At 72.7% G+C, this 26,914-nt stretch carries 21 protein-coding genes; 2 read left to right on the forward strand and 19 right to left on the reverse strand.

The features are described from left to right. Positions 1-6 precede the first annotated feature (6 nt). The gene (locus BGP73_RS10705) at positions 7-1,206 is read left to right on the forward strand and encodes an MFS transporter (RefSeq protein WP_069814314.1); all 1,200 of its coding nucleotides are present in this window, start codon (positions 7-9) and stop codon (positions 1,204-1,206) included. Positions 1,207-1,604: 398 nt separating this feature from the next. Here the strand turns inward: BGP73_RS10705 and BGP73_RS10710 are convergent, their stop codons facing one another. The 8 genes from BGP73_RS10710 to fmt form a co-directional block, all read right to left on the reverse strand. After that, entirely contained in the window at positions 1,605-2,081 is a 477-nt protein-coding gene (locus BGP73_RS10710; RefSeq protein ID WP_069814063.1) for a phospholipase, read from the reverse strand. A gap of 321 nt (positions 2,082-2,402) precedes the next feature. Continuing rightward, the gene (locus tag BGP73_RS10715; protein ID WP_069814064.1) at positions 2,403-4,124 is read right to left on the reverse strand and encodes a flavin monoamine oxidase family protein; all 1,722 of its coding nucleotides are present in this window, start codon (positions 4,122-4,124) and stop codon (positions 2,403-2,405) included. A 358-nt stretch (positions 4,125-4,482) separates the two neighbouring features. Continuing rightward, positions 4,483-4,926, reverse strand: a complete 444-nt coding sequence (locus BGP73_RS10720; RefSeq protein ID WP_069814065.1) for an Lrp/AsnC family transcriptional regulator — start codon at positions 4,924-4,926, stop codon at positions 4,483-4,485. 111 nt (positions 4,927-5,037) lie between these two features. Further along, the gene (locus BGP73_RS10725) at positions 5,038-6,477 is read right to left on the reverse strand and encodes a GuaB1 family IMP dehydrogenase-related protein (protein ID WP_069814066.1); all 1,440 of its coding nucleotides are present in this window, start codon (positions 6,475-6,477) and stop codon (positions 5,038-5,040) included. Between the two features lie 98 nt (positions 6,478-6,575). Continuing rightward, a complete protein-coding gene (locus tag BGP73_RS10730) occupies positions 6,576-7,568 on the reverse strand; it encodes a sugar-binding transcriptional regulator (protein ID WP_079127421.1) in 993 nt (330 codons plus the stop codon). Between the two features lie 255 nt (positions 7,569-7,823). Further along, positions 7,824-8,501 (reverse strand): ribulose-phosphate 3-epimerase, encoded by a 678-nt coding sequence (gene rpe, locus BGP73_RS10735; RefSeq protein WP_069814067.1) that lies wholly within the window; start codon positions 8,499-8,501, stop codon positions 7,824-7,826. Between the two features lie 131 nt (positions 8,502-8,632). Continuing rightward, positions 8,633-10,048, reverse strand: coding sequence for an RsmB/NOP family class I SAM-dependent RNA methyltransferase (locus BGP73_RS10740; RefSeq protein ID WP_069814068.1), 1,416 nt, complete (start codon positions 10,046-10,048; stop codon positions 8,633-8,635). Between the two features lie 115 nt (positions 10,049-10,163). Next, positions 10,164-11,132 (reverse strand): methionyl-tRNA formyltransferase, encoded by a 969-nt coding sequence (gene fmt / locus BGP73_RS10745; RefSeq protein WP_069814069.1) that lies wholly within the window; start codon positions 11,130-11,132, stop codon positions 10,164-10,166. 1,089 nt (positions 11,133-12,221) lie between these two features. On the opposite strand from fmt, the gene BGP73_RS10750 reads away from it, so the two are divergent. Next, a complete protein-coding gene (locus BGP73_RS10750; protein WP_069814070.1) occupies positions 12,222-12,773 on the forward strand; it encodes a hypothetical protein in 552 nt (183 codons plus the stop codon). A gap of 255 nt (positions 12,774-13,028) precedes the next feature. Here BGP73_RS10750 and BGP73_RS10755 read toward each other — a convergent pair whose 3' ends face one another. From BGP73_RS10755 to BGP73_RS10805, 11 genes are all read right to left on the reverse strand, one after another. Next, positions 13,029-15,194: a primosomal protein N' gene (locus BGP73_RS10755; RefSeq protein WP_079127423.1), complete on the reverse strand. Its 2,166-nt coding sequence runs from the start codon at positions 15,192-15,194 to the stop codon at positions 13,029-13,031. A 226-nt stretch (positions 15,195-15,420) separates the two neighbouring features. Further along, entirely contained in the window at positions 15,421-16,629 is a 1,209-nt protein-coding gene (metK, locus tag BGP73_RS10760) for a methionine adenosyltransferase (protein ID WP_069814071.1), read from the reverse strand. A gap of 241 nt (positions 16,630-16,870) precedes the next feature. Beyond that, complete coding sequence (gene coaBC, locus BGP73_RS10765; protein WP_069814072.1) at positions 16,871-18,079, reverse strand: bifunctional phosphopantothenoylcysteine decarboxylase/phosphopantothenate--cysteine ligase CoaBC; 1,209 nt, start codon at positions 18,077-18,079, stop codon at positions 16,871-16,873. A 93-nt stretch (positions 18,080-18,172) separates the two neighbouring features. Next, positions 18,173-18,451 (reverse strand): DNA-directed RNA polymerase subunit omega, encoded by a 279-nt coding sequence (gene rpoZ, locus BGP73_RS10770; protein ID WP_069814073.1) that lies wholly within the window; start codon positions 18,449-18,451, stop codon positions 18,173-18,175. A 50-nt stretch (positions 18,452-18,501) separates the two neighbouring features. Next, complete coding sequence (gmk, locus tag BGP73_RS10775) at positions 18,502-19,092, reverse strand: guanylate kinase (RefSeq protein ID WP_069814074.1); 591 nt, start codon at positions 19,090-19,092, stop codon at positions 18,502-18,504. 38 nt (positions 19,093-19,130) lie between these two features. Further along, positions 19,131-19,454 carry an integration host factor gene (locus tag BGP73_RS10780; protein WP_069814075.1) on the reverse strand — a complete coding sequence of 108 codons (324 nt, stop codon included), beginning with the start codon at positions 19,452-19,454 and terminating at the stop codon, positions 19,131-19,133. Between the two features lie 215 nt (positions 19,455-19,669). Next, a complete protein-coding gene (pyrF, locus tag BGP73_RS10785) occupies positions 19,670-20,560 on the reverse strand; it encodes an orotidine-5'-phosphate decarboxylase (protein WP_280138148.1) in 891 nt (296 codons plus the stop codon). A gap of 33 nt (positions 20,561-20,593) precedes the next feature. Further along, positions 20,594-21,709, reverse strand: a complete 1,116-nt coding sequence (locus BGP73_RS10790) for a quinone-dependent dihydroorotate dehydrogenase (protein ID WP_069814077.1) — start codon at positions 21,707-21,709, stop codon at positions 20,594-20,596. 143 nt (positions 21,710-21,852) lie between these two features. Further along, the gene (carB, locus tag BGP73_RS10795; protein WP_069814078.1) at positions 21,853-25,173 is read right to left on the reverse strand and encodes a carbamoyl-phosphate synthase large subunit; all 3,321 of its coding nucleotides are present in this window, start codon (positions 25,171-25,173) and stop codon (positions 21,853-21,855) included. Continuing rightward, positions 25,166-26,323 carry a glutamine-hydrolyzing carbamoyl-phosphate synthase small subunit gene (gene carA / locus BGP73_RS10800; RefSeq protein ID WP_069814079.1) on the reverse strand — a complete coding sequence of 386 codons (1,158 nt, stop codon included), beginning with the start codon at positions 26,321-26,323 and terminating at the stop codon, positions 25,166-25,168. The genes carB and carA overlap by 8 nt, the downstream gene beginning before the upstream one ends. After that, entirely contained in the window at positions 26,320-26,910 is a 591-nt protein-coding gene (locus tag BGP73_RS10805; RefSeq protein ID WP_069814317.1) for a PH-like domain-containing protein, read from the reverse strand. Before BGP73_RS10805 ends, carA begins: the two co-directional genes overlap by 4 nt. Positions 26,911-26,914 lie beyond the last annotated feature (4 nt).

Consider the following 26,914-nt stretch of genomic DNA (forward strand, 5'->3'; position numbering starts at 1 on the left):
AGAACCGTGGCGGCGGCCCCGATCGCCTTGGCGTCCGGGCGGCTGCTCGCGGTGCGGAGGGCGGTGGCCGCGGTGTTCGCGGTGCACGGCGCGGTCACCGGAAGCTTCGCGACCCGGGTCCCGTGGGTCCAGGAGCACGTGGGGGCGAGCCCGGGACAACTCGGTCTGGCCCTCGCCTTCCCGGCCGTCGGCGCCTCGCTCGCCATGCCGCTGGCGGGCCGGATCAGCCACCGGTTCGGCGCGCGGAGGGCGCTGGGGACCCTGCTGGCGATGTGGACCCTGTCCTTGCTGCTACCGGTGCTCGCCCCCAACCTGCCCGCGCTCTGCTGCGCCCTCTTCGTCTTCGGAGCCAGCGCCGGCATGGCGGACGTGGTGATGAACGCCCTGGGAGTGGACATCGAGGAAGGTCTCAACCGGCCCATCATGTCGGGCCTGCACGGCATGTGGAGCGTGGGCGCGCTGAGCGGTTCGGCGGGCGGCACGGTCGCGGCACATCTGGATGTGGACGCCCGGGCCCATCTGGCCGCGGCCGCCGTGTTCCTGACGCTCCTGGGCCTGACGGCCTGCCGGGGCGTGACGGATCTGCGCAGCGCCTCCGTCGGCGATCCGCCGCCCCGGTTCGCCCTGCCGCCGAAGTCCGCGCTGGTGATCGGAGCGGTCGGCTTCTGCGCGGTCTTCGCAGAGGGGGCGAGCCTGGACTGGTCGGCGGTCTACCTGCGGGATGTGCTCGGCACCTCCCCGGGCCTGGCCGCGGCCTCCACCACCGCCTTCGCCTGCACGATGGCGCTGGCGCGGCTGATCGGGGACGCCGTGGTCAGCCGGTTCGGGGCGGTGCGCACGGTACGGCTGGGCGGGATGTCGGCGACGGCGGGCGGCGCGCTGATCGTCGGGGCGGCCCATCCGGCGATGGCCGTGGTCGGCTTCGCGCTCATCGGGCTGGGGATCGCGGTGGTGGTCCCGCTCGCCTTCGCGGCAGCAGGCCGCAGCGGCCCGGCCCCCAGTCAGGCGATCGCCGGGGTGGCCACCATCACCTACACCTCGGGGCTGGTCGCCCCTTCGGCGATGGGGACGGTGGCCGAGGCCACCTCACTCACCGGGTCCTTCGCCCTGGTCACCGTGTTGGCGCTGGGACTGGTGGTGGGGGCGGGCGTGCTGCGCTCGGCGGAGCGGCCCACCGGAACCGCCCCGCTGCCCGACCCGGCCTGAGGGGGCCGTACCCCCATCCACCCGTCCGTGGAGGAAGGGGGCCCCGACGAGGTGGCCGCAGGCTCAGCCCACCGGTGCCCCCGCGGTGAGAGTGCACTGCGGTAACGCGCCAGTCCGGCGGGGCGAGTTGAACCCCAGAGCGCCGGTCACCCGGCCGATCTCGGAGTGGACATGAAGGCCCCCGCCGCAACCCGCTCGCGGCAGCTCCGGCCGACCGGTCGCCCGGAGGCCGCCGGCTCGCACTGACGGCGGGCCCGGCCGACCGCACGAGGCCCGGACCGCGGCGGAGGCGGGACGCCATCGCCGGCGTCCCGCCTCCGTCACCTCCTGCACCGATGAACTCCGGGGCGCGGTCAGCGGACCCCCGCCCCGGAAACCGGGCTCACCGGGCCGTTCGTTCAGCCGACGGTCTCGGCGCCCTTGATGCCGAAGACCTTGACGGCCTGGTAGTACGTCCAGGCGGTGCCGTCGCAGCTGGTCTTGGTCGCACCGCTGTACTGGGCGCAGACGCGCTTGAGGTCCGCGTAGAACGCGTCGTCGAGCCGGGGCTTGTTGGCGTCGAACGCGCCCATGGCCTTGTAGTTGCGGTACCCGAAGTCGTGCCGGGCGCAGGACTCCTTGAACGGGAAGCCGAAGGGGTTGTCAGGCGAGCTGGAGCAGTAGTCGGTGGACCAGTCGAAGCCGTAGGCCGCCCACTGACCCTGGTTGGCGTTGGCGGTCCGCCAGGCGTTCTGGCTGCTCGCGCTGGTCTGGGTCCAGCTGGAGAGGACCTGGGCCTTGTCCGCCGGGGCGGCGTTCGCGGTGGTGGCGGCGCCGACAACGGCGAGGACCGCCGCCGAGGTAGTGGCCAGAGCAGCGGTGAGTCTGTGCCGCATTCGTACCTCCGTGGGGGGATGGTGACGGTGGGGAGAGCCCGGGGCATCGGGCCCGAAAGATATATGAGCACGTGGCTCCAACCGTCAATACCCCCCGTGCACTGGGAAGTTACCGCTGGGGCTATGCAGCTTGCTGCAACCGGGGAGAATTCACCGGAAGGTGTGCATCGCGTTGACACGACATCAGTTGACGCGCAGCCGGAACGTCCCACCTGCGGACCCGGCCGGACGGTCACCGCCTCTCCGTCTTTCTGCCTGCCCCCGGAAAAGGTTCGGGGCACGAGTCCCGCGGACTCGTGCCCCTGATCTGCCCCGGGCCGCTCAGTCTTCCGGCAGTTCGACCGGGGCGACGCTGTCGAAGACGTCACCCGGCCCAGGGTTGGCGGCGTCGGTCGCTCCACCGAAGTGCCGCATGACGCCCCACACGGCGTTGAGCGCCGTCTGCACGGCTCCCTCCGCCCAGCCGGCGGTCCAGGAGATGTCGTCACCGGCGAGGAAGAGCCCGCGCTGCTCATCGGGCAGCCGGTCCTGCATGAAGTGGGTGAACAGCCGCCGCTGGTAGCGGTAGTGCCCGGGGAGGTTGGCCTTGAACGCGCCCATGAAATAGGGCTCGTTCTCCCAGGAGACGGTGACCGGGTCTCCGATGATGTGCTGCCGGACGTCGACCTCGGGGTAGATCTGGGAGAGCGACCTGAGCATCACCTCCAACCGCTCGCCGGCTTCCAGCGGCAGCCACTTGAGGCTGTCGTCGCACCAGGTGTAGGAGAGGCAGATGGTGGCCGGGGCGTTCGGTCCCTCGTCGAGCAGGTAGGTGCCGCGGGTCATCCGGTCGGTCAGGGTCATACTCATCTTCTGCCGACCGGTCGCCTCGTCGACGTCCAGCCAGAACGGCCGGTCCACGGGCACGAAGAGCTTGCTCGACGCCATGTAGTGGGTTCGCTCGACCGCCGTCCAGTGGTCGACGGGCAGCAGCGCCTCATCGCATTCGATCTTGGAGAGCAGCATCCAGCTCTGCGCGGTGAAGACCGCGGCGCGGTAGGCCCGTTCCTCTCCGGTGGTGTCGGTGACCGCGATACGGCCGTCGGCCGTGCGCCGCAGGCGGGTGACGGCCGACCTCGGCTCCCCTCCCACGTGCAGTGTGGCGAGCGAGGTGCCGTGCGGCCAGTGCACCGCCTTGCCCGGTGCCCGGTCCCAGAGCCGCAAGGGCAGTTGGCGGCTGCCGCCGACGATGGCGCGGTGGTCGTCGTCGGCTCCGGTGTAGACCACCCGCAGGATCTCCAGGATGGAGTTCGGGAAGTCGGTGTCCCAGCCACCGGTGCCGAAACCCACCTGCCCGAAGATCTCCCGGTGGCGGAAGGAGCCGAAGGCCGGGGAGTCGCAGAGGAAGCCGTAGAAGGTCTGGTTGTCCAGCCGCTCGACCAGCCGGGACCAGATCCGCCGGATGGCGGTGACGTCGCGCTCCCGGATCGCCCGCTGCATGTCGGAGAAGTGGGCGCCCTCCTCCAGACAGGTGTTCCAGGCGCGCATCACCTCCCGGTAGACCTCGGGGAGGTCGTCCAGGGTGCGCGCGTAATGCGACTCGCCTTTGAGATCGACGACGGTGGAGGGGGTGGCCGGAGCCAGCGGGTTCGGGAACGGCCGGGTCTCCAGACCGACCAGGTCGATGTAGTGGCGCAGCGCGGTCGAGGACGGCGGGAAGCGCATGGCTCCCATCTCGGCCGTCAGCGGAGCCCCGCCCTCGGTGGCGCAGTCGTCGAAGGTGACGGTCCGCAGCCTCCCCCCGATCCGGTCCGCCTCGTAGACCACCGGCCGGAGCCCCATCTTCATCAGCTCGTAGGCGCTGATGACCCCGGAGAGCCCGCCCCCGATGACGGCGACCTCCGTGCCGTGTTGGGTGGGCGGCACCGAGCCCAGGCCCGCGGGATGGGCCAGGAAGTCGTCGTAGGCGTAGGGGAAGTCGGGGCCGAACATGGTCAGCGGCGGATCGGCCTGCCCATCGGCGAGTCGCTGGCGCTCGTGGGCGGCGGTGGGCACGGACGTCATCTCGGGACGCACTCCTAGCGGGACACGGAGGTGGAGGGCCGCGCGGCGGTACGCGGAGCGGCGCCGGGGACGGGGCGCGCTGCCGGTTCTCTCGCCGGGAAGGACTGCTTCCCGCGGCGCTTCGACCGTACGGCCGGGGGCGCGGCGGGGCCAGATGTGTCTGTTGCGCGTGGGTGAGCTGTTCGTTGCGTCTTTCCCGCGGGTTTCGCGGAAACGTTGCGGACGCCGCCGGTCACTGCCCGGTCGCCGTCCTCCGCCGCCGTGGCGACCCGGGCGTTGAGCGGTGATCGGCTACGGCGCGCGGCCCCGCCAGGCTCCTCGGTGACGGGCGCCGCCCGCTGCCCATAGCGTGTTCGGCTCAGGAACCGTGCCGGCGCAGCAACCGGGAGAGCACCAGCACCGAGCGGGTGCGCTCGACGTAGGCCTCGCCGGCGATCCGCTCCAGCACCTGCTCGAAGTGGCGCATGTCCGCGGCGAAGACCTGTGCGATGGCGTCGGCGTCGCCGGTCACGGTGGAGGCCGACACCACCTCCGGGTGCCGGGACAGCCCGCGGTGGATGGTTTCGGGAGAGGTGTTCCGTCGGCAGTACAGCTCGATGAACCCCTCGGTCTGCCAGCCGAGCGCCGCCGGATCGACTCGGACGGTGAAACCCGTGATGGCGCCCCTGGCCCGGAGCCGGTCGACCCGCCGCTTGACGGCCGGTGCGGAGAGTCCCACCTCGGAACCGATATCGGCGTAGCTGCGCCGGGCGTCTTCGGCGAGGGCCTGGATGATGCGCCGGTCCAGATCGTTCAGGGGCACTGCGGGCTGTTCTTTTCTCTGCTCGGTACCGTTTCTCCGCCGGTTTCACGCGGGGCCGCCGCGCCGGCCCGGTCGCGGCCGGGGCTGCCGGGCCGGTCGGGTGACACCCGCTCAGCTCCAGCTGACGTGGAGCGGTTGGCCCTCCGCGTAGCCCGCCGCGCTCTGCAGGCCGATCACGGCCCGCTGGTGGAACTCGGTCAGGGAACCCGCTCCCGCGTAGGTGCAGGCGCTGCGGACGCCGGCGATGATCGAGTCGATGAGGTCCTCGACCCCCGGCCGGGCCGGATCGAGGAACATCCTGGAGGTGGAGATGCCCTCCTCGAACAACCCCTTGCGGGCCCGGTCGTACGCCGACTCCTCGCTGGTCCGGGTCCGGACCGCACGCGCGGAGGCCATACCGAAGTTCTCCTTGTACAGACGGCCGTCCGCCGACTGCTGGAGGTCCCCGGGCGACTCGTAGGTGCCGGCGAACCAGGAACCGATCATGACGTTGGACGCTCCGGCGGCCAGGGCCATGGCCACGTCCCTCGGGTGCCGGACACCGCCGTCGGCCCAGACGTGCCTGCCGAGCCTGCGTGCCTCGGCGGCGCACTCCAGCACCGCGGAGAACTGCGGCCGGCCGACACCGGTCATCATCCGGGTGGTGCACATGGCGCCGGGGCCGACCCCGACCTTGACGACGTCCGCACCAGCCTCGACGAGGTCCCGCACGCCCTCGGCCGAGACGACGTTGCCGGCGACGACCGGCACCCGCGGGGTGAGCGACCGGACCGCCCGGAGCGCCGAGATCATGGACTCCTGGTGGCCGTGCGCGGTGTCCACGACCAGCGTGTCGACCCCTGCGTCGAGCAGGGTGCGGGCCCGTCCGGCCACGTCACCGTTGACCCCGACGGCCGCGGCGATCCGCAGGCCCCCCGAGGGGTCGACGGCCGGGGTGTAGAGCGTGGCCCGGAGAGCCCCCTTGCGGGTGAGGATGCCGGCCAGCCGGCCGGTGCCGTCCACCGCGGGAGCCAGTTTGCGGTGTGCCGCGTCCAGCCGGTTGAAGGCGTCCCGCGGGTCGATGTCGGCGTCCAGGAGCAGCAGCTCCCGGGACATGACCTCGGAGAGCTGGGTGAAGCGGTCCACCCCGTTCAGGTCCGTCTCGGTGACCACGCCGACCGGACGCCCGTCCTCGACCACCACCCCCGCACCGTGGGCCCGCTTGTGCAGGAGGCTCAGCGCGTCGGCGACGGTGCCGCTCGGTGCCAGCACGATGGGCGTGTCCAGGACGTGGTGGCGCCGCTTGACCCAGCTGACGACCTCAGTCACCACGTCGAGGGGGATGTCCTGCGGGATGACGACGAGTCCGCCCCGGCGGGCCACCGTCTCGGCCATTCGCCGACCGGCGACCGCGGTCATGTTGGCCACCACGATCGGGATCGTGGTGCCGGTGCCGTCGTCGCTGGAGAGGTCCACGTCCTGGCGCGAGCCGACCGCCGAACGGCTCGGCACCATGAACACGTCGTCGTAGGTCAGGTCGTACAGGGGCTTGAGGTCATTGAGGAAGCGCACGTGACTGAAGATTCCGCTCGTTCGGAGTTGGTCCTCGATCGAGTCGGCCGAGGAGAAGCACGTGTCTCATCTTCCCACGTGGCCCCCCGCGGGTACCGCTACGGGCCGTCGGGGTCGGCCCGGTCCAGGGCGGGTCTCGGCTCGGGCCCGGTGGTCAGCAGGTGGTCGGCGGCGGCGGTGTCGGTGACCAGGCTGGTGACCAGGCCGGAGCGGAGGACGGCGTCGATGGCCGCCGCCTTGCGTCGGCCGCCGGCGATGGCGACCACCTCGGGGATCCTCCGCAGCCGGTCGGCCTCGACGGTGATGCAGCGCTCCCCCAGGTCCCGCCCGATCCGGCGGCCGTCGGCCGCGAACAGGTGGGCGGACATCTCGGCGGCCGCCCCCAGGGAGGCGTAGTGCGCCCGCTCCTCCTCCGAGAGCATGTCGTAGACGGTGGAGATCCCTGGCTCCCAGGAGCCGATGGAGACGGCCGCCACGGTGACCTTGTCGAAGTACTCGAAGGCCCGCGCGATACCCGTCTGCCCGCGCAGGGCGGCGGCGGTGGTGGCGTCCGGCAGCAGCATCGGGGCGTAGATCGGGTGCGCCTCGCCCCCGGAGACCGCGGCCGCGCGGCGCACCGCCTCAACCGATCCGCGCTCGGCGGTGCCGGCGTCGTAGACGCCGGTGAGCTGGACGACGGTGCACGGCGGCAGCCGGTCGAGCGCGGCGGCCATGTGGATGGTGGACCGGCCCCAGGCCAGGCCCAGCACGTCCCCCTCGGTGACGAGCTCGCCCAGCAGGTCGGCGGCGACCTCCCCGAGGTTCTCGGGATCCGGTGTCTCGTCGGTCTCGTCGGCCGGGGACTCCACGACCACCGCGTGCCGCAGGCCGTACCGGGCCCGGAGGGCGTCGGACCGGTCGGCGTCCAGTTCCGCCGGCACCCTGATCTCGATCCGCACCAGATCGTGCTCCAGCGCCGTCTCCAGCACCCGCGCGACCTTGAAGCGGCTGACGCCGAACTCCTCGGCGATCTGGATCTTGGATTTCCCCTCGAGGTAGAAGCGACGGGCCATGGCCGCCGCCTGAACCAGTTCAGCGGGTCCCATCCGCATGGCTGACCGGCCCGTCGACACCGCGTTCTCCTCACTGTCCGGCCTCGTCGCCGGACCCGCTGTTCATCTTGTCAGAAGCCGTGGAGACCGCCCGTTCCCACGGCTGAGCGCCCTCACCCGGGTCCTCCGGGGAGGGCGGGCCCGGCCACCGGACCATGCGGTCGCCCGCGGCCGCCGGTGCGCACCAGCCGGCGGGCCGGCCGCCCCTCCCCTGCGGGAGGAACCGCCGCGCCCCGGGCGGGCCCGGCTCCTCCGCTACCTCCCGGGCCGGACGGAGGTGACCCGATCGGCCGTCTCGCGCAGGGCGCGGACGGCCGCGGCCGGGTCGTCGGCCCCGTAGACGGCGGACCCCGCGACGAAGACGTCGGCGCCGGCCTCGGCGCACCGCTCGATCGTCGCCGCGGAGACCCCGCCGTCGACCTGGAGCCACATCTCCAGCCCGTACTTGTCGATCAGTTCCCGGGTCCGGCGGATCTTCGGCAGCATGATGTCGAGGAACGCCTGCCCGCCGAAGCCGGGTTCGACGGTCATGACCAGCAGCATGTCGAGTTCCGGCAGCAGGTCCTCGTAGGGCTCCACGGGGGTGGCCGGCTTGAGCGCCATCGAGGCGCGGGCACCCTTGGCACGGATCTCCCTGGCGAGCCGTACGGGGGCGGCGGCGGCCTCGACGTGGAAGGTGACCGATCCCGCCCCCGCCTCCACGTAGGCCGGGGCCCAGCGGTCCGGGTCCTCGATCATCAGATGGCAGTCGAGCGGGGTGTCCGTCGCCCTGCTCAGCGCCTCGACGACGGGAGTCCCCAGCGTCAGGTTGGGCACGAAGTGGTTGTCCATCACGTCGACATGCAGCCAGTCGGCGCCCTGGACGGCCTTGGCCTCCTCGGCCAGGCGGGAGAAGTCTGCGGAGAGGATGCTGGGGTTGATCTGCACGGCCATGCCACCAGCCTGCCATGGCCGGCGCGGCTCCTCCGCCCGCGCATTCCGGCATTCCACCCGGGCCACCCCGAATCGCCCCCGAGATCGGCGGATCTGCCTCGTTCGGCGGCCGGGGACCGGCGGCCGGTGGTTCAGCCGGTGCGGCGCAACAGCGCCGTGTACATCGCGTCGGTGCCGTGCAGATGCGGCCACAGCTGCACGTCCGGCCCGTCCCCCAACGAGGGCACCCCGGGCATCAGCGGGCGGGCGTCGATCCACTCGGCCGAGACGTCCTTCAGCACGTCCTCGACCACCACCCGCGTCTCGGCGAGGTGCGGGGAGCAGGTCGCGTACCCCACCACCCCACCGATCCGCGCCGCGCTCAACGCCTGGCGCAGGATCTCCCGCTGGAGCGGCGCGAAGCCGGCGAGGTCCTCTGGCCGCCGCCGCCAGCGGGCCTCCGGGCGGCGGCGCAGGGCTCCCAGCCCGGTGCACGGCACGTCCACCAGCACCCGGTCGAAGCCGCCCGGCCGCCAGGGGGGCCGAGTGGCGTCCGCCGCGATCACCTGGGAGCCACCCGGGCTCCCGGCCAGCGCCCGCGCCACCAGCCGGGCGCGGTGCGGCTGCTTCTCCGAGGCCAGCAGCCGCGCTCCCCGCCCAGCCGCCAGCGCCCCCAGCAGGGCGGCCTTGCCGCCGGGGCCGGCGCAGGCGTCCAGCCAGAACCCGTCCGAGCCGTCGACCGGCGCGTTGGCCAGGGCCAGGGCGACCAGTTGGCTGCCCTCGTCCTGCACCCCCGCGCGCCCCGCGCGCACCGCCTCCACCGCTCCGGGCTCGCCACCCTCGGTGAGGCGCACGGCACAGGGCGACCAGCGGCCCGGCACAACCGCCTCCCCGCCCTGGGACGACAGCAGTTCCTCGGGGGTCGAGCGGCCCGGCCAGGCGGCCAGCGTCACCTCCGGGCGCGCGTTGTCGGCCCGCAGCAGCTCCTCCAGGTCGGCCCGGCCCCCGCCCAGTGCGTCCCAGAGCGCGGAGACGATCCACCGCGGATGGGAGTGGACGACCCCCAGGTGCTCCTCCGGGTCGTCCTCGTACGGCGGCGCGATCCGTTCCAACCAGCCGTCGAGGTCCTCGGCCGCCACCTTTCGGAGCACGGCGTTGACGAACTTGGCCCGTCCGTCGCCGAGGACCACCCGGGCCAGCTCCACGCTGGCGGAGACCGCCGCGTGCGGAGGGATCCGAGTACCGAGCAGTTGGTGGGCCCCGAGGGTCAGGACGTCCAGCACCGGCGGGTCGACCTCGCGCAGCGGCCGGTCGACGCAGGCGGCGACGACGGCGTCGTAGGTCCCCTGCCAGCGAAGGGTGCCGTAGACGAGTTCGGTCGCGAGCGCGGCGTCCCGGGCGTCCAGGGAGCCGTTCTCCCGGGCCTTGCGGAGCATCGGGGGGAGCACCAGGTTGGCGTACGCGTCCCGCTCGTCGACCGCCCGCAGCGCCTCGAAGGCCAGCATCCGTGCGGGGTCCCTGCGGGGGCGGCGGTGGGGTTTGCGACGACGTCGGGCCTGCTCAGTCACGAAATGTGCTCCGGAATCCGCTGTGTTGACTCCGGCAAGCCTACGTGCCGGGCCGACTTCCCCGGCCGCCGCCCGAGGCGCGGCCCGCGCCCCTCCGGTCCGGCGCGCCCTCGCCTCAGTGACCCAGCCGCTCGCCGCTGGTGATCCTGGCACCCCGCGCCCAGTCCGCCCCGCGCATGGGCCGCTTACCCTGCGGCTGCACCCACAGCAGTTCCACGGGGTGGGAACCCGTTCCGACGTGGACGGCGTTCTTGGTGACCGACAGTTCGCCCGGGGTCAGGTCTGCCTGAGCGTCCGTGCCGGAACCGCCGGGCGCCCCCGCCGCCTCCGGCTTCGGCACCGCGGACATCACCTTCAGCCGCTCTCCCCGGAAGAGCGTCCAGGCACCGGGGGCAGGCGCGCAGCCGCGGACCACCCGGTCGACGCGGAGCGCCGGGGCGGTCCAGTCGAGCTCCGCGTCGGCGACATCGAGCTTCGGCGCGAGCGTCGCTCCCTCGGCGGGCTGCGGCACCGCCTTGAGCGAGCCGTCCTCGATTCCGTCCATGGTGGCGGCGAGCAGTCCGGCACCGGCGAGGGCCAGCCTGGTCAGCAGGTCGCCGCTGGTGTCGGTCGGGCGCACCTCCTCGGTGACGACGCCGAAGACCGGGCCGGTGTCCAGCCCTTCCTCGATACGGAAGGTCGAGGCGCCGGTCACCTCGTCGCCCGCGAGGAGCGCGTGCTGGACCGGTGCGGCACCCCGCCAGGCCGGCAGCAGCGAGAAGTGGAGGTTGACCCAGCCGTGCACCGGGATGTTCAGCGCGGCCTTCGGCAGCAGCGCGCCGTAGGCCACGACCGGGCAGCAGTCGGGGGCGAGCGTGCTCAGCCGGTCCAGGAACTCCCGCTCGCTCGGCTTCGCCGGCTTGAGCACCTCGATACCGGCCTCCTCGGCCCGTTGCGCCACGGGACTGGCCACCACTCTCCGCCCCCGGCCGGCGGGCGCGTCTGGCCGGGTGACGACCGCCACGACCTCGTGCCGCTCCGAGGTGATCAAGGCGTCCAAGGCGGGTACGGCGACCTCCGGGGTGCCGGCGAAGACCAGCTTCATCTGGTTTTCTCCTTCGGGGATACCCGGCCTTCGGGCCGGGGAGGGAAACGGAGCTCCTGCGGGGCAGGGCGGGAACAGCCGGGGCGCGGCAGGGCGGTCCGGCGTTCACCTGCCACCGGACAACGGTTCTGACGCCCAAGGGGATTGACGGGGCTGTGAGATGTGCGGCGGCAGGTCAAGCGGGCTTTGAAGTTCCGTATCTGCCCCCGCAGCGCCTCCACACGGCTTTCGGGGAAGCCGAGGCCGGCGAAGACGGCCGAGCCGCTGGACGTCCGCGCCCGGACCTGCGACTGCGGCGCCGTACCCGACCGCGGCGGAGACGGTGTGGGACCTCAACGGGAACCCTCCGGAACGGGGCGATCGTCGGTGAAGCAGGAACCCGGCGGGCAACCACTGGGGTCCCCCTCCTTCAGGAGGGGAGAGAAGTCAACGATGCTGCACTGCCTCTCAGACGAGCTCTCCGGCGGATCCGCGCGGAAGGGGGGTTGGGCGGTCGGGTGAACGGTTCTCGTCCGCCCCTCCCCCGCGGTCTCCCGGGGACCGGGCGGAACCGGTGGGGACGGGGCGCACCAGTGTAGGGCTTGCGCCTCGCCCGTTCGGCGCGCACCTCTCGGCACACCTGGTGCCGCGTCCGGTCGGGTCCGCCTCTCCGTGACCTCCGCGGCGGTGCGTGCCTGCCGCCCCGGCCGGGAAGTCCCGTGATCACGTGGGGGGACGCTGCTCCGCAGCGGGCGGTTCACGGCCGGCCGCGGCACCCGGTTGGCCGTGTTCCCGGTGGACCGGCCGGTCCCCGGTGCGTCAGCGCCAGGCGGGGGACGGCCGATCACCTGGCCTGCCGGTCCACTTTCGCAGCGCGGCGAGGTGTCCCGTCCGGCGCCGTCCGTCCGCAGGGCTCGGGGCCGACTCCCGGCCTCCCTCCTGTGGGAGCGGAGCGTGACTCTGCGGGCAGTCAGGCGTTGGTCAAAGGAGATTGACCGAGCCGGGGAACCTCCCGCTTCGGCGGGCGCTCTCTTCGACCCATCTCATTCGTCTCAGCTCCATGCCTGTATTTCCATCCGTTTGCTTCACACCGGTTCGAGAGGCTTCCACATGGCCGACCACGCAACCCACGACGCCCAGGCCCGGGCCAGCCTGCATCTGCTGGTGCGGGACATCGAACGGGTCCGCCGGCAGGTGGACGCGCTGCGCACCCTCACCGCTCAGCTGGGCAATGTCTACCGCCCCCGCCGCAGCGGGCCCGCAGCCGGTTTCGTCGTCTACGGCAGAGCCCCGGCACCGACCGTGCGACTGGCCCAGGAACTGCGCGACAGCGTGGAGACACTGGTCACCGCGGCCGTGGAGTTCGACCGTTCGCTGGGCTTCTCCTGGGACGCCGTGGGTTCCGCGCTGGGCGTGACCAAGCAGGCGGTGCACCGCCGTTACGGGGGCCGTCGAGCGGTTCCGCAGGGTGGCCAGGCCGGCGGTCAGCCGGGAGGCCAGCCGGGCAGCCGCCCCTCCCCCGAGGAGAGGTCGCCCCGGGTCCCGGCTCAGGTGCCGGTCACGCGGTCCGCGACGGGCCGGCAGGCCGACACCGCCGCGCCGCCCGCGCTGCTCCAGGAGGAGACCGCCCCGGCCGCTTTCCCCGGCCCGCGCCGGGGCTGACGGACGCCTCCAGCGCGGCCAGCACCCGGGTGAGGGTGTGTTCGTCGCCGACGTTGCCCGGCAGCATGGTCGCAGCCCTCAACGGACGTCCGTGACCGGCACTTTCGCAGCCGGCCCGGTGCCCTGCGCCCGGTGGGCCCCGGAACGGACGCTCGTCTCGGACGGCCTTTTCCGGCTCAGGCCCCGCCGCCTCGTGGGGCTCGCCCGCGGCCCCCGACAGGACTCGCCGGGGGCTGCCGCCTGTACCGGGTTCGCTCAGCCGAGGTCCGGCGGATCGATGCGGACCCGCACCGGCTCCCCCTCACGGCGGGCCATCCGCGCCGCCTGCGCGCTCTTGAGCGCCGCCGCCAGTGCCGCACCGCTTCCCGGGCGGACGCGTACCAGAGCCCGCTCCCAGGTCTCACCGGAAGGTGGTTCCCCGGGTCGCCGCGGTCTGCCCGGCGGTGCGGCGGCCAGCGGGACCGGCCCCAGGATCTCGGCGTTCCCGGGCAACTCCGCGGAGCTGAGCAGTTCCGCGACGTCCGACGGCCGTCCGGTCACCGCGGCCATGCGGGAGACGGGCGGGAACGCCAGCTCCGCCCGTTCGGAGAGTTCGCGGACGGCGTGGCCGGCGGGGTCCCAGCGGACCAGGGCCTGCACCGGGCGCTGGGTCGGTTCGGCGAGCACCGCCACCGTCCCCCCGTCGGCCTGCCCTCGCACCAGTGCGGCGGCGTTCAGCCAGCGGCGCAACGCCTCCTCCTCGGCCCGCAGGTCGGGACGGCCCAGCATGGCCCAGCCGTCGAGCAGCAGTGCGGCGGCGTAACCGCCGTCTTCGGCGACGGGTTCCGCGCCGGGGGTGCTGACCACCAGCGCGGGTTCGGCGGGGACGGTGTCCAGCACGTGGTCCCGGCCCGAGGTCCGGACCGGAACACCCGGAAAGGCCCGGCCGAGCTCCTCCGCGGTGCGCCGGGCTCCCACGACGTTGGCCCGCAGTCTGAGACCGCCGCACTCGGCACAGCTCCAGTGCGTCTCCTCGCGCCCGCACCAGGCGCAGTCGAGCGTGTTGCCGGCCCCGGTGACCCGGAGCGGGCCCGCGCAGTGGGCACAGCGCGCCGGCGCCCGGCACCGTTCGCAACCCAGCCGCGGCACGTAGCCCCGGCGCGGCACCTGGACGAGGACCGGACCCTGGCGGAGTCCGTCCCTGGCCACCTGCCAGGCCAGGCTCGGCAACCGCGCCGCACGCGCCGCGGGGTCCCGCGCCTGGTCGAGGTCGCCGACGGTACGCACCAGCGGGGCGGTGGCGCGGACGGTCTCCCGCTCGGCCGTGAGGGGGCGGGCCCACCCGGACTCCACCAGTTGGGCGGCCTCCACGGTGTGCCCGTGGCCGCCGAGGAGGAACGCCGCCTGTCCCTGGACGGCTCGGAGCAGCAACACTTCCCGGGCGTGCGGCTGCGGGGCGTGGTCGTCGCTGTGGGACGAGTCGCCGTCGTCCCAGATGGCGAGCAGGCCGAGGTCCCGCACGGGGGCGAACATCGCCGCTCTGGTCCCGACGACCCCGCGGACCGAGCCCCGGCTGATCGCCAGCCAGCGGCGGTAGCGTGCCTCCGGGCCGGCGGCGGCGGTGAGCAGTACATGGTGGCCGGAGCCCAGCAGCGCGGTGAGCGCCGCGTCCACCCGGCCGGCGGCCCGGCCGTCCGGCAGGACGGCGAGGGCGCCGCGCCCGGAGGCCAGGGCGGCGGCCATCGCACGGGCCAGTTCCTCGGGCCACAGCGGGCCGGGGAGCGCCGTCCAGACCGCTCGGGGCGCCTCCCCCCGGGCGAGCGCGTCGAGGTAGCCGGCTCCGCCGGGGTAGCGGGACCAGCTCTCGGGTGCCGGGGCCGTCGGCGGCGGAAGCGGTTCGCCGGAGGGCTTCTTCTCCGCCCGGGCCATCCTGGGCGGTACCGCGAGCTGCACCACGTCCGCGAGCGCCCCGGCGTAGCGGTCCGCCACACTGCGGCACAGCCGTAGCAGCTCAGGGGTGAGGACCGGCTCCGGCGAGACCACCTGGGCGATCGGGGCGAGCACTCCGGGGAAGTCGCTCTCGCGGCAGCGCTCCACGATGAATCCGTTGACCAGTCCGCCGCCCTCGCGGCGGCCGCCCCGCTCCCCCGCGCCGAAGCGCACCCGTACCCGGACCCCCGGCTGGGCCTCGGCCGCCATCCCGGCCGGCACGGCGTAGTCGAAGTACCGGTCCAGGTGGAGCAGTCCCTTGTCGACGAGTACCCGGGCCACCGGGAGGTCGTCCGCCAGCGGAGCCCCCCGCCAGGTGCGCGGTCTGGCCCGGGGCACGTCCGCCTTCCGCACGGTCTCCCGGATGAAGGCGAGCTGCTCCGCCCCCGCCCGCCGGGCCGCCGGGTCCCGACTCCCCGCGCCCTCGCCGGCCGCCCCGTTTCCGCTGCTCACAGATCAGTACTACCAGATACCGGACGGGGGTCGGGTGGCGTTCCCCGGCCCCGCTGGGAGCGGCGGCTACCGGGCTTGACAGCGCAGGGGTGGATGGCACGGGGGTGAGAGGGAACGGCGGAGCCCGGACCGAATCGGGTCGGTCCGGGCTCCGCCGTTCGCTCTCACCCCCGTGCTGTTCGCCGAGGGAACTCTCCGTCGCGTTACAGGCCCACGGCCCGTCGCGTTACAGGCCCACGGCCAGCCTCAGGGCGTCCACCCGGTCCGTGCGCTCCCAGGTGAACTCCGGCAGCTCGCGGCCGAAGTGCCCGTACGCGGCGGTCTGGGTGTAGATGGGGCGGAGCAGGTCGAGCTCCTTGATGATGGCGGCCGGCCGGAGGTCGAAGACCTGGCTGATGGCCTGCTCGATCTTCTCCGCTTCCACGGTGGCGGTGCCGAAGGTCTCCACGAACAGCCCGACCGGCTCCGCCTTGCCGATCGCGTAGGCCACCTGGACCTCGCAGCGGGAGGCCAGCCCGGCGGCGACGACGTTCTTCGCCACCCAGCGCATGGCGTAGGCGGCCGAGCGGTCCACCTTCGACGGGTCCTTGCCGGAGAAGGCGCCGCCGCCGTGGCGGGCCATGCCGCCGTAGGTGTCGATGATGATCTTCCGGCCGGTCAGGCCGGCGTCGCCCATGGGGCCGCCGATCTCGAACCGGCCCGTCGGGTTGACCAGCAGCCGGTAGTTCTCGGTGTCCAGCTTGATGCCGTCCTCGATGAGCTCTCCGAGGACGTGCTCGACGACGTACTCCCGGATGTCCGGCGCGAGGAGGGAGTCCAGGTCGATGTCGGACGCGTGCTGCGAGGAGACCACGACCGTGTCCAGCCGGACCGCCTTGTCGCCCTCGTACTCGATGGTGACCTGGGTCTTCCCGTCCGGGCGGAGGTAGGGGATGGTCCCGTTCTTCCGGACCTCCGTCAGCCGGCGGGAGAGCCGGTGGGCGAGGTTGATCGGCAGCGGCATCAGCTCGGGTGTCTCGTCGCTGGCGTAGCCGAACATCAGCCCCTGGTCGCCCGCGCCCTGCTTGTCGAGCTCGTCCTCGTCGCCCTCCACCCGCTTCTCGTAGGCGGTGTCGACACCCTGGGCGATGTCCGGGGACTGGGATCCGATGGACACCGACACGCCGCAGGAGGCTCCGTCGAAGCCCTTCTTCGAGGAGTCGTAGCCGATGGCCAGGATCGTGTCTCGGACCAGCGTGGCGATATCGGCGTAGGCCTTGGTCGTCACCTCCCCGGCCACATGCACCAGGCCAGTGGTGATCAACGTCTCGACGGCGACCCGGGACGAGGGGTCCTCGCGCAGAAGAGCGTCGAGGACGGCGTCGCTGATCTGGTCAGCGATCTTGTCAGGGTGGCCTTCGGTCACGGATTCCGAGGTGAACAGGCGGCGGGACACATCGCTCCCTGGGGTTGCAGCGGCTGCTGTCTGAGCATCGGTGGATCCGAGCGGGAGCTGCGCCCGACACGGATCCGCCACAGTTTATCCGGCAGTTCCCCGGTTCGGCCATGGTGTCCGCCCCGCGGGCTGCTCTGACCTGCGGCGCCGCTCCGAAAATCGTTTCGGCGGGCCGCGTGTCCGCTGGACCGGGCGACCCTTCCCGGCCGCTCCGGCAGGCCCGGCGGGCAGCTGGAAAGCATCAACGCAGCCGCTCGGCCACCAGGTCCCACACCGTGTCGGCGAGGTCCTCCTTGGGGCCGTGCGGCACGGGGGTCTCGGTACCGTCCGCGGCGAGCACGACCGCTTCGCTCTCGTCGGCGCCGAACGTCTTCCGCTCGCCCACCTCGTTGACCACGAGGAGGTCGCAGCCCTTGCGGGCGAGCTTGGCGCGCCCGCCGGCGAGGACGTCGTCGGTCTCGGCGGCGAACCCCACGACGACCTGGCCTTCCCTCAGCCGCTCCGCGGAGAGTTCGGCGAGCACGTCCGGGTTGCGGACCAGGGCCACGGGGGCGGGCTCCTCCCCGTCCCGCTTCTTGATCTTGCCGGGGGCGTACCGCTCGGGCCGGAAGTCGGCGACGGCCGCCGCCATCACCACGGCGTCCGCCTCCGCGGCGGCTGTCAGCACCGCGTGGCGCAGTTCGGCGGTGGTACCCACCGGGACCACCGCGGCACCGGCCGGGTCCGGCAGCGTGGTGTTGGCCGCGACGAGCGTGACCCGCGCGCCGCGGGCCACCGCCGTGCGAGCCAGCGCGTAGCCCTGCTTGCCCGAGGAGCGGTTGCCGAGGAAGCGCACCGGATCGAGCGGTTCGCGGGTGCCCCCCGCGCTGATCACCACGTGCCGGCCCGCCAGGTCGGGTCGGACGCCCTCTGGTCCGCGGGCGAGCACCCGGCGGCAGACCTGGTAGATCTCCCCGGGGGCGGGCAGCCTCCCCTTGCCGGTGTCCGCGCCGGTGAGCCGGCCGACCGCCGGTTCGATGACGACCGCGCCGCGGCGGCGCAGCGTCGCGACGTTCTCCTGGGTGGCCGGATGCTCCCACATCTCGGTGTGCATGGCCGGCGCGAAGACCACCGGGCAGCGGGCGGTGAGGAGCGTGTTGGTCAGCAGGTCGTCGGCCATACCCTGGGCCGCCCTGGCGAGGGTGTCGGCCGTGGCCGGGGCGACCACGACCAGGTCCGCGTGCTGGCCGATCCGTACGTGCGGGACCTCGTGCACGGACTCCCAGACCTCGGTCGGGACCGGCTGCCCGGACAGCGCGGCCCAGGTGGCCTCCCCCACGAAGCGGAGGGCGGAGGCGGTCGGCACCACCCGCACCCGGTGTCCGGACTCGGTCAGCAGGCGCAGCAGTTCGCACGCCTTGTAGGCGGCGATCCCCCCGGCGACCCCCAGGACGACGTTCGGCTGGTCCATCGTTGCCCTCTCCCCGCTTCCGTCTACGCCTCGTCCCATGACACACCACGGGCCCGACAGCCGCGCTGCCGGGCCCGTGCGAGCTCTGTCGTACTACTGCTGGTGCGGGGCGCCTTCGGTCGCCTCGGAGGTCAGCAGGCCCGCGTTGATCTCACGCAGGGCGATCGACAACGGCTTCTCGTGGACGTGGGTGTCCACCAGCGGGCCGACGTACTCCAGCAGGCCCTCGCCCAGCTGCGAGTAGTAGGCGTTGATCTGACGCGCGCGCTTGGCGGCGTAGATCACCAGGCTGTACTTCGAGTCGGTCGCCTCGAGCAGCTCGTCGATCGGAGGGTTGATGATGCCCTCGGGCGTGGTGATGGGAGAGGACACGCTCTGCCTTCCGCTTGGTCAGGGGGTCGGAGTGGATACTCACTCACAGTTCAGCACAGCAAGGCTAGCAGTTCCCTGGCGACGTCCTCGACCGAGGTGTTCACCAGGGTGGTGTCGAACTCGGACTCGGCGGCGAGTTCGACCCGCGCGCTCTCCAGCCGGCGCTCGATCACCTCGGGCGGCTCGGTGCCCCGGCCGGTGAGCCGGCGGACCAGCTCTTCCCAGCTCGGAGGAGCGAGGAAGACCAGCTGCGCCTCGGGCATGGACTCCCGCACGAGCCTGGCGCCCTGGAGGTCGATCTCCAGCAGCACCGGCTCCCCCGCCTCCAGGCGGTCGAGGACCGCCTGCCGGGGAGTGCCGTAGCGGTTCCCCGCGAACTCGGCCCACTCCAGCAGTTCGCCGTTGGCGATGAGCTTGTCGAACTCCTCGTCGTCCACGAAGAAGTACTGGACTCCGTGCCGCTCGCCCGGGCGGGGCTTGCGGGTGGTCGCCGAGACCGAGAGCCAGACCTCGGGATGGGCCTTGCGCAGATGGGCGACGACCGTGCTCTTACCGACCCCGGAGGGGCCGGAGAGCACGGTCAGCCTTGGTTGTCTGTCCGGGGATGCGGGGGTCGCCCCCCGGGAGACTGGAGTACTCATACCGCGATTATCCAGGTTTCCGTCGGAGGCCTGGACCGTCAGGCGGCGTTGCCGCCGAACTCGCGCTCCAGAGAAGCGATCTGGTTCGATCCCAGACCACGGACCCGGCGGCTCTCGGAGATGCCGAGCCGCTCCATGATCTGCTTGGCGCGGACCTTGCCGACGCCGGGCAGGGACTCCAGGAGAGCGGAGACCTTCATCTTCCCGATGACGTCGTTCTCCTGGCCCTGCTTGATCACCTCGTGCAGGGAGGCACCGGAGTGCTTGAGCCGGTTTTTGACCTCGGCGCGCTCCCGGCGAGCCGCGGCGGCCTTTTCGAGCGCGGCTGCGCGCTGTTCAGGGGTAAGGGGCGGAAGAGCCACGCCTACGTCACCTCGGTTGTTGACTATCGGATACGGAACGTGAGGAACCTAGTCGCCCCGCAGCTACGGGGCAACGAGCAACGCGCTTTCGCGTTGGCTCCCGACGGAGACTAGCGGGCACAGGCGCTCCAGTCAGCGAGAACAGACGAAAAGTCCTGGTCAGAGTCGGCCAGCCCGGACATTTGCGGCAAAAGTCGTCAGGAAGCTGCAAGGATTCACCCGGCTCGGTCCTCGGTCGGCCGGTTCGGGTCGGCGCCCGCTCGCTGACCGGCGACCGCCTCCCGCACCTCGTCGACCAGTCGTGAGACGGCCGTCCGCAGCCCGCTGGGCGACGGGCCGTTTCGCAGCACCCCCCGGCTGACGCTCGGCAGCACGTTGTTGACGGACTCGCCGAACACCCGCGGAAGATCGGCCGGGGTGGCCCCCTGGGCCCCGATCCCGGGGGCGAGCAGCGGCCCGCCCACCACCAGCGACACCCCGGGGTCCTTCAACGTCGCCCCCACCACCGCGCCCACCGAGCCCAGAGGTGCGGCGCCCGCGTTCTCCCGCGCGATGTGGTCCAGCATCACCTGGGCGAGGCTCGCGCCCCCGGCCCCGGTCGCCCGCTGCACCTCGGGTCCCTCCGGGTTGGAGGTCAGCGCCAGCACGAAGACACCCGACCCACTGGCCCGAGCCGCGTCCAACGCCGGCCGGAGGGCCTCGAAACCGAGATAGGGGCTGAGGGTGACGGCATCGGAGAAGAGCGGGCTCCGCTCGGCGAGGTAGGTCTCGGCGTACGCGGCCATGGTGGAGCCGATGTCCCCCCGCTTGGCGTCCGTCAACACCAACGCGCCGGCCGCGCGGGCATCGGCCACGACGCGTTCCAGGACGGCCACGCCGCGGGAGCCGAACCGCTCGAAGAACGCCGACTGCGGCTTGAGGACGGCGACCCGGTCGGCCAGCGCCTCCACGACGGTGTGGCTGAAGCGCTCCAGACCCGCCACGTCGTCACCGAGCCCCCACTCCGCCAGCAGTGCGGGGTGCGGGTCGATCCCGACGCAGAGCGGTCCTCGGTCGTCCATCGCCCTGCGCAGGCGTGCGCCGAAGGGCGGGGCGGTCTCGGTCACGGCGTTCTCCTCCATGGATGGGGGTGGACGGGGTCAGGCGCGCCGGCCACGGGTCGCGGCGCCGACGGCCTCGCCCAGCGTGGAGTACGGGCTGTCGCGGAGCAGTCGGACGAGTCCCCGGTGAACGGACCGGCACCAGAACGGCCCCCGGTAGACGAAGGCGCTGTACCCCTGCACGAGAGTGGCTCCGGCGAGGATCCGCTCCCACACGTCCTCGGCGGTCTGCACGCCGCCGACGCTGACCAGGGTGGTCCGGCCGCCCACCCGGGCGTGCAGCCGGCGCAGGACCTCCAGCGAACGCGGCGCCAGGGGGGCTCCGGACAGGCCTCCCGCCCCGATGTCGGCCAGGACGGCCGGCTCGGTGGCCAGTCCGAGCCCGTCCCGGGCCACCGTGGTGTTGGTGGCGATGATGCCGTCGAGGCCCAGTTCGACGGCGAGATCGGCCACCGCGTCCACGTCCTCGTCGGCGAGGTCCGGAGCGATCTTCACCAGCAGCGGGACCCGGCGCTCGGTGACCGTCCGGTCCGCGGCCTGGCGGACCGCGCTCAGCAGCGGGCGCAGCCGCTCGACGGTCTGGAGGTTCCGCAGACCGGGGGTGTTCGGTGAGGAGACGTTGACCACCAGGTAGTCGGCGTGTCCGGCGAGGCGCTCGGTGGAGGTCACGTAGTCCTCGACGGCCTCCTCCTCCGGTACCGCCTTGGTCTTGCCGATGTTGACGCCGACCGTCGTCGGAATCACCGCCCGGCGGGCGGCGAGCCGGGCCGCCACGGCCGCCGAGCCGTCGTTGTTGAAGCCCATCCGGTTGATCAGCGCGCGGTCCGGTACCAGCCGGAAGAGCCGGCGGCGCGGGTTCCCGGGCTGGGGTCGGCCGGTGACGGTGCCGATCTCGACATGGTCGAAGCCGAGCATCGCCAGGCCGTCGATGCCGGTGGCGTTCTTGTCGAAGCCGGCCGCCAGGCCGAAGGGCCCCGGCATCCGCCGGCCCAGCGCGGTGACGCGCAGCTCCGGGTGGCGGGGAGCGAGGAGGCCGGCGACCAGCGTGCGCAGCCCCGGCAGGCGGGCGGTCAGCCGGATCCAGCCGAAGGCCATCTGGTGGGCCCGCTCGGGATCCATCCGCTGGAAGAGCAGCACGAAGAGGGTTCGGTACATATCAGGTCTCTCTCAAGGGGGACTCGGGCCGACGGCCCGGGGCCGGCTCCGGGAGCGGCCGGCAGGAGGTCAGGGATCCGCCGGGCCGGGGGCCGGGCCCACCTGCCCGGCCCCCTTTCCGGCCGCTCCCGTTCGTGCCGGGGTCACTCCCGGCGGGCGTCGGTGAGCCGCTCCGCGTGCTCCTGAAGCGACCGCACCCCCACCTCGCCGCGCCCCATCGCCTCGATGCCCTGGACCGCGGCGGCGAGCGCCTGGACGGTGGTCAGCAGCGGTACCCCGCGCGCCACGGCGGCCGTGCGGATGTCGTAGCCGTCCAGTCGGCCCCCGGTGCCGTAGGGCGTGTTGACGATCAGGTCCACCTCTCCGTCGTGGATGAGCTGGACGATGGTCTTCTCGCCGCTCGGCCCCTCGCCCTGACTGTGCTTGCGGACCACCGTGGCGCTGATGCCGTTGCGCCCCAGCACCTCGGCGGTGCCCGAGGTGGCGAGCAGTTCGAACCCCATGGCGACCAGCTCCCGGGCCGGGAAGATCATCGAGCGCTTGTCCCGGTTGGCGACGGACACGAAGGCTCGCCCGCTGGTGGGCAGCGCCCCGTAAGCACCGGTCTGCGACTTGGCGTAGGCCGTGCCGAAGACCGCGTCGATCCCCATGACCTCCCCGGTGGACCGCATCTCGGGGCCGAGGATGGTGTCCACACCGCGGCCGGAGGCGTCGCGGAACCGGCTCCAGGGCATCACCGCCTCCTTCACCGAGATCGGCGAGTCCAGCGGCAGGGTGCCACCGTCGCCGCTGCGCGGGAGCATGCCCTCGGCCCGCAGTTCGGCGATGGTCGCGCCGAGCGAGATCCGGGCGGCCGCCTTGGCCAGCGGCACCGCCGTCGCCTTGGAGGTGAACGGCACGGTGCGGGAGGCCCGGGGATTGGCCTCCAGGACGTAGAGGATGTCACCGGACAGCGCGAACTGGATGTTGATCAGGCCGCGGACCCCGACACCGCGGGCGATCGCCTCGGTGGAGGCGCGCAGCCGCTTGACGTCGAAGCCGCCGAGGGTGATCGGCGGCAGTGCGCAGGCGGAGTCGCCGGAGTGGATGCCGGCCTCCTCGATGTGCTCCATCACTCCGCCGAGGTACAGCTCGGTGCCGTCGTAGAGCGCGTCGACGTCGATCTCTATCGTGTCGTCGAGGAAGCGGTCGACGAGGACCGGGTACTCGGAGATGAGCCCGGCGTGCCGCTCCAGGTAGCCGGCGAGCGAGGGCTCGTCGTAGACGATCTCCATACCGCGCCCGCCCAGCACGTACGAGGGCCGGACCATGACCGGGTAACCGATCTCGGCCGCGATGCCCTTGGCCTCGTCGAAGGAGAAGGCGGTGCCGTACTTCGGGGCGGGGAGCCCGGCCTCGGTGAGCACCCGGCCGAAGGCCCCGCGCTCCTCGGCGAGGTCGATCGCCTCCGGCGAGGTGCCGACGATCGGGATGCCGTTGTCCTTCAGGGCCTGCGCCAGTCCGAGCGGGGTCTGGCCGCCCAACTGGACGACGACGCCGGCGACCGGCCCGGCCTGCTGCTCGGCGTGGACGACCTCCAGGACGTCCTCCAGGGTCAGCGGTTCGAAGTACAGCCGGTCCGAGGTGTCGTAGTCGGTGGAGACGGTCTCCGGGTTGCAGTTGACCATGACGGTCTCGTATCCGGCCTCGCGCAGCGCGAAGGAGGCGTGCACACAGGAGTAGTCGAACTCGATGCCCTGGCCGATGCGGTTGGGACCGGAGCCGAGGATGATCACCGCGGGCTTCTCCCGCGGGGCCACCTCGCTCTCCTCGTCGTAGGAGGAGTAGAAGTACGGGGTGGTCGCGGCGAACTCCCCCGCACAGGTGTCCACGGTCTTGTAGACCGGCCGGACGCCCAGGGCGTGCCGGACCTCCCGTACGACGTCCTCCCGGAGCGAGCGGATGCCGGCGATCTGCGCGTCGGAGAAGCCGTGCCGCTTGGCCTCGGCCAGCAGCCGCCGGTCGAGCCGCTCGGCGGCGGCGATCTCGTCCGCCACTTCCTTGATGAGGAAGAGCTGGTCGATGAACCACGGATCGATCCCGGTGGCCTCGAAGAGCTCCTGCGCGGTGGCGCCCGCCCGGACGGCCCGCATGACCGTGTTGATCCGGCCGTCGGTCGGCCGCCGGCAGGCCTCCAGCAGCGCCGTCTTCTCCCCGGCCGGGTCCGCCTCGGCGGTGAAGTCGAAGGAGGAGCCCTTCTTCTCCAGTGAGCGCAGCGCCTTTTGGAGCGCCTCGGTGAAGTTCCGCCCGATCGCCATCGCCTCACCCACCGACTTCATGGTGGTGGTGAGGGTGCTGTCAGCCGCCGGGAACTTCTCGAAGGCGAAGCGCGGGGCCTTGACCACGACGTAGTCGAGAGCCGGCTCGAAGGAGGCCGGTGTCTGCTCGGTGATGTCGTTGGGGATCTCGTCCAGGGTGTAGCCGATGGCGAGCCGGGCGGCGATCTTGGCGATCGGGAACCCGGTGGCCTTGGAGGCGAGGGCCGAGGAACGGGAGACCCGCGGGTTCATCTCGATGACGATGACCCGACCGTCCTCCGGGTTGACGGCGAACTGGATGTTGCAGCCGCCGGTGTCCACCCCGACCTCGCGGATGATGGCGATCCCCAGCTCCCGCAGGATCCGGAACTCCCGGCCGGTGAGCGTCATCGCCGGTGCGACGGTGATCGAGTCACCGGTGTGCACGCCCATCGGGTCGAAGTTCTCGATGGAGCAGACGACCACGACGTTGTCGTTCCGGTCGCGCACCAGCTCCAGCTCGTACTCCTTCCAGCCGAGGACCGACTCCTCCAGCAGCACCTCGGTGGTCGGCGAGAGCGCCAGACCCTGGCCCGCGATCCGGCGCAGTTCGTCCTCGTCGTTGGCGAAGCCGGAGCCGGCACCGCCCATGGTGAACGAGGGCCGGACGACCACGGGGTAGCCCCCGAGCTCGTCGACCGCGGCGAGCACGCCCTCCATGGAGTGGCAGATCACCGAGCGGGCGGACTCGCCGTGGCCGGTCCCGCCCCGGACGGCCTCGACGACCTCCTTGAAGAGGTCCCGGTCCTCGCCCTTGTGGATCGCCTCCACGTTGGCACCGATCAGTTCGACGCCGTGGGCTTCCAGGGTGCCGGACTCGTGGAGCGCGATGGCGGTGTTGAGCGCGGTCTGGCCCCCCAGGGTGGCCAGCAGGGCGTCGGGACGCTCCTTCTCGATGATCTTCTGGACGTACTCCGGGGTGATCGGCTCGACGTAGGTGGCGTCGGCGATCTCCGGGTCGGTCATGATCGTGGCCGGGTTGGAGTTGACCAGGATGACCCTCAGGCCCTCGTCCTTGAGCACCCGGCAGGCCTGGGTACCGGAGTAGTCGAACTCGGCCGCCTGGCCGATGACGATCGGACCCGAGCCGATGACCAGGACGGACTGGATATCGCTGCGCTTAGGCACGCTCGGCCTCCATCAGGCTGGTGAAGCGGTCGAACAGCTGGCCGGGTTCGTCCGGCCCGTTCCCCGCTTCGGGGTGGTACTGGACGCTGAAGGCGGGCCGGTCGAGCAGCCGGAGCCCCTCGACGACGCTGTCGTTGAGGCAGATGTGGGACACCTCCACGCGGCCGTAGGGGGTCTCGGTGACTCCGTCGAGCGGGGCGTCCACCGCGAAGCCGTGGTTGTGCGAGGTGATCTCGACCTTCCCCCCGGTCCAGGTCCCGCTCTCGTTGCGCGCCTGCACCGGCTGGTTGCCGCCGCGGTGCCCGTGCTTCAGCTTGCGGGTGGGGAAGCCGAGGGCGCGCCCCAGCAGCTGGTGGCCGAAGCCGACGGCGAACAGCGGTGTGCCGCGCTCGAGCACCTGGCGGACCAGGGCCGTCGGGTGGTCGGCGGTGCCCGGGTCGCCCGGGCCCTCGGAGAGGAACACCCCGTCGGGCTCGGGGGCGGCGACCTCCTCCGGGGTGGCGGAGGCGGGCAGGACGTGTACCTCGGCGCCCAGTCGGGCCAGCCGGTGCGGGGTGCTGCCCCTGACGCCGAGGTCGATCACGACGACGGTGAACCGCTTGGTCCCCACGGCCGGGACCACGTACCCGCTGCGGGTGGTGACCTCCGCGGTCAGGTCGGCGCCGGACATCGGCGGAGCCGACCTCACCCGGTCGAGCAGCGCCGCCTCCTCGGCGACCGCGGCTCCGGAGAAGATCCCGGCCCGCATCGTCCCGTTCTCCCGCAGGTGGCGGGTGAGGGCCCGGGTGTCGATCCCGCTGATGCCGACGACCCCTTGGGCGCGGAGGTCCTCGTCGAGGCTGCGGGCGGAGCGCCAGTTGGACGGGGTGCGGGCGGGGTCCCGGACCACGCAGCCGGCGGCCCGGATGCGGCTCGACTCGGCGTCCTCGTCGTTCATGCCGGTGTTGCCGATGTGCGGGTTGGTCATCACCACCACCTGGCGGTGGCAGGAGGGGTCGGTCAGCGTCTCCTGGTAGCCGGTCATCCCGGTGGAGAAGACCGCTTCCCCGAAGGTCTCCCCGACGGCTCCGTAGGCGCGGCCGCGGAAGCTGCGGCCGTCCTCGAGGACGAGTACGGCGGGGGCCTGGGCCCCCCGGGCGGCGGTCGTCATGACGATGCGCCTTCCTGGTCGTGCTGGGCGGCGGCCACGTCGGCGGGGCCGCGGGAGAGGTGGGAGAGGGCTTCGACCCAGGCGGGGTGGTCCGCCACTCGGTCGGAACGGAAGCCGGAGTCGATCGCCCGGCCGCCGAGTTCCCAGGTGACCACCAGCAGTCCGCCCTGGGTGAGGACCTTCCCCGCGATGCCCCGGTCGAGCCGGGCACCGCGGAGTGCGGCGGTGGGCACGAAGAAGTCCCGGGCGCCGGGTCGGACGACCTCGAGTCCCTCGTCGGTGAGGGTGAGTTCGGCCCGGCTGCGGGTGCCGAGGCCGTGGGCGACGATCCGGTCGAGCCACTGCCCGGCGATGGTGGAGCCATGGTAGCGGCCGGCCATGGTCAGCCGTGGCTCGCCCGCCGCGCCACTCGGGGACTGCCGCGGGGGTTCGGGGAGGTCGGCTTGGCGGCCGGCGCGCCGGCGCCAGCCCGAGGCCATGAGCAGGGAGACGACGACCACGAGCGACAGCAGCGCGAGGACCCAGCCGGTCCGGGCGGCCCAGTCGGTCACTTCCGCCGACTCCCGCCCGGCCGCCAAATATGCCATCGGT

Origin of the sequence: Streptomyces sp. TP-A0874, assembly GCF_001748085.1 — a bacterium.
Taxonomy (GTDB): domain Bacteria; phylum Actinomycetota; class Actinomycetes; order Streptomycetales; family Streptomycetaceae; genus Streptomyces.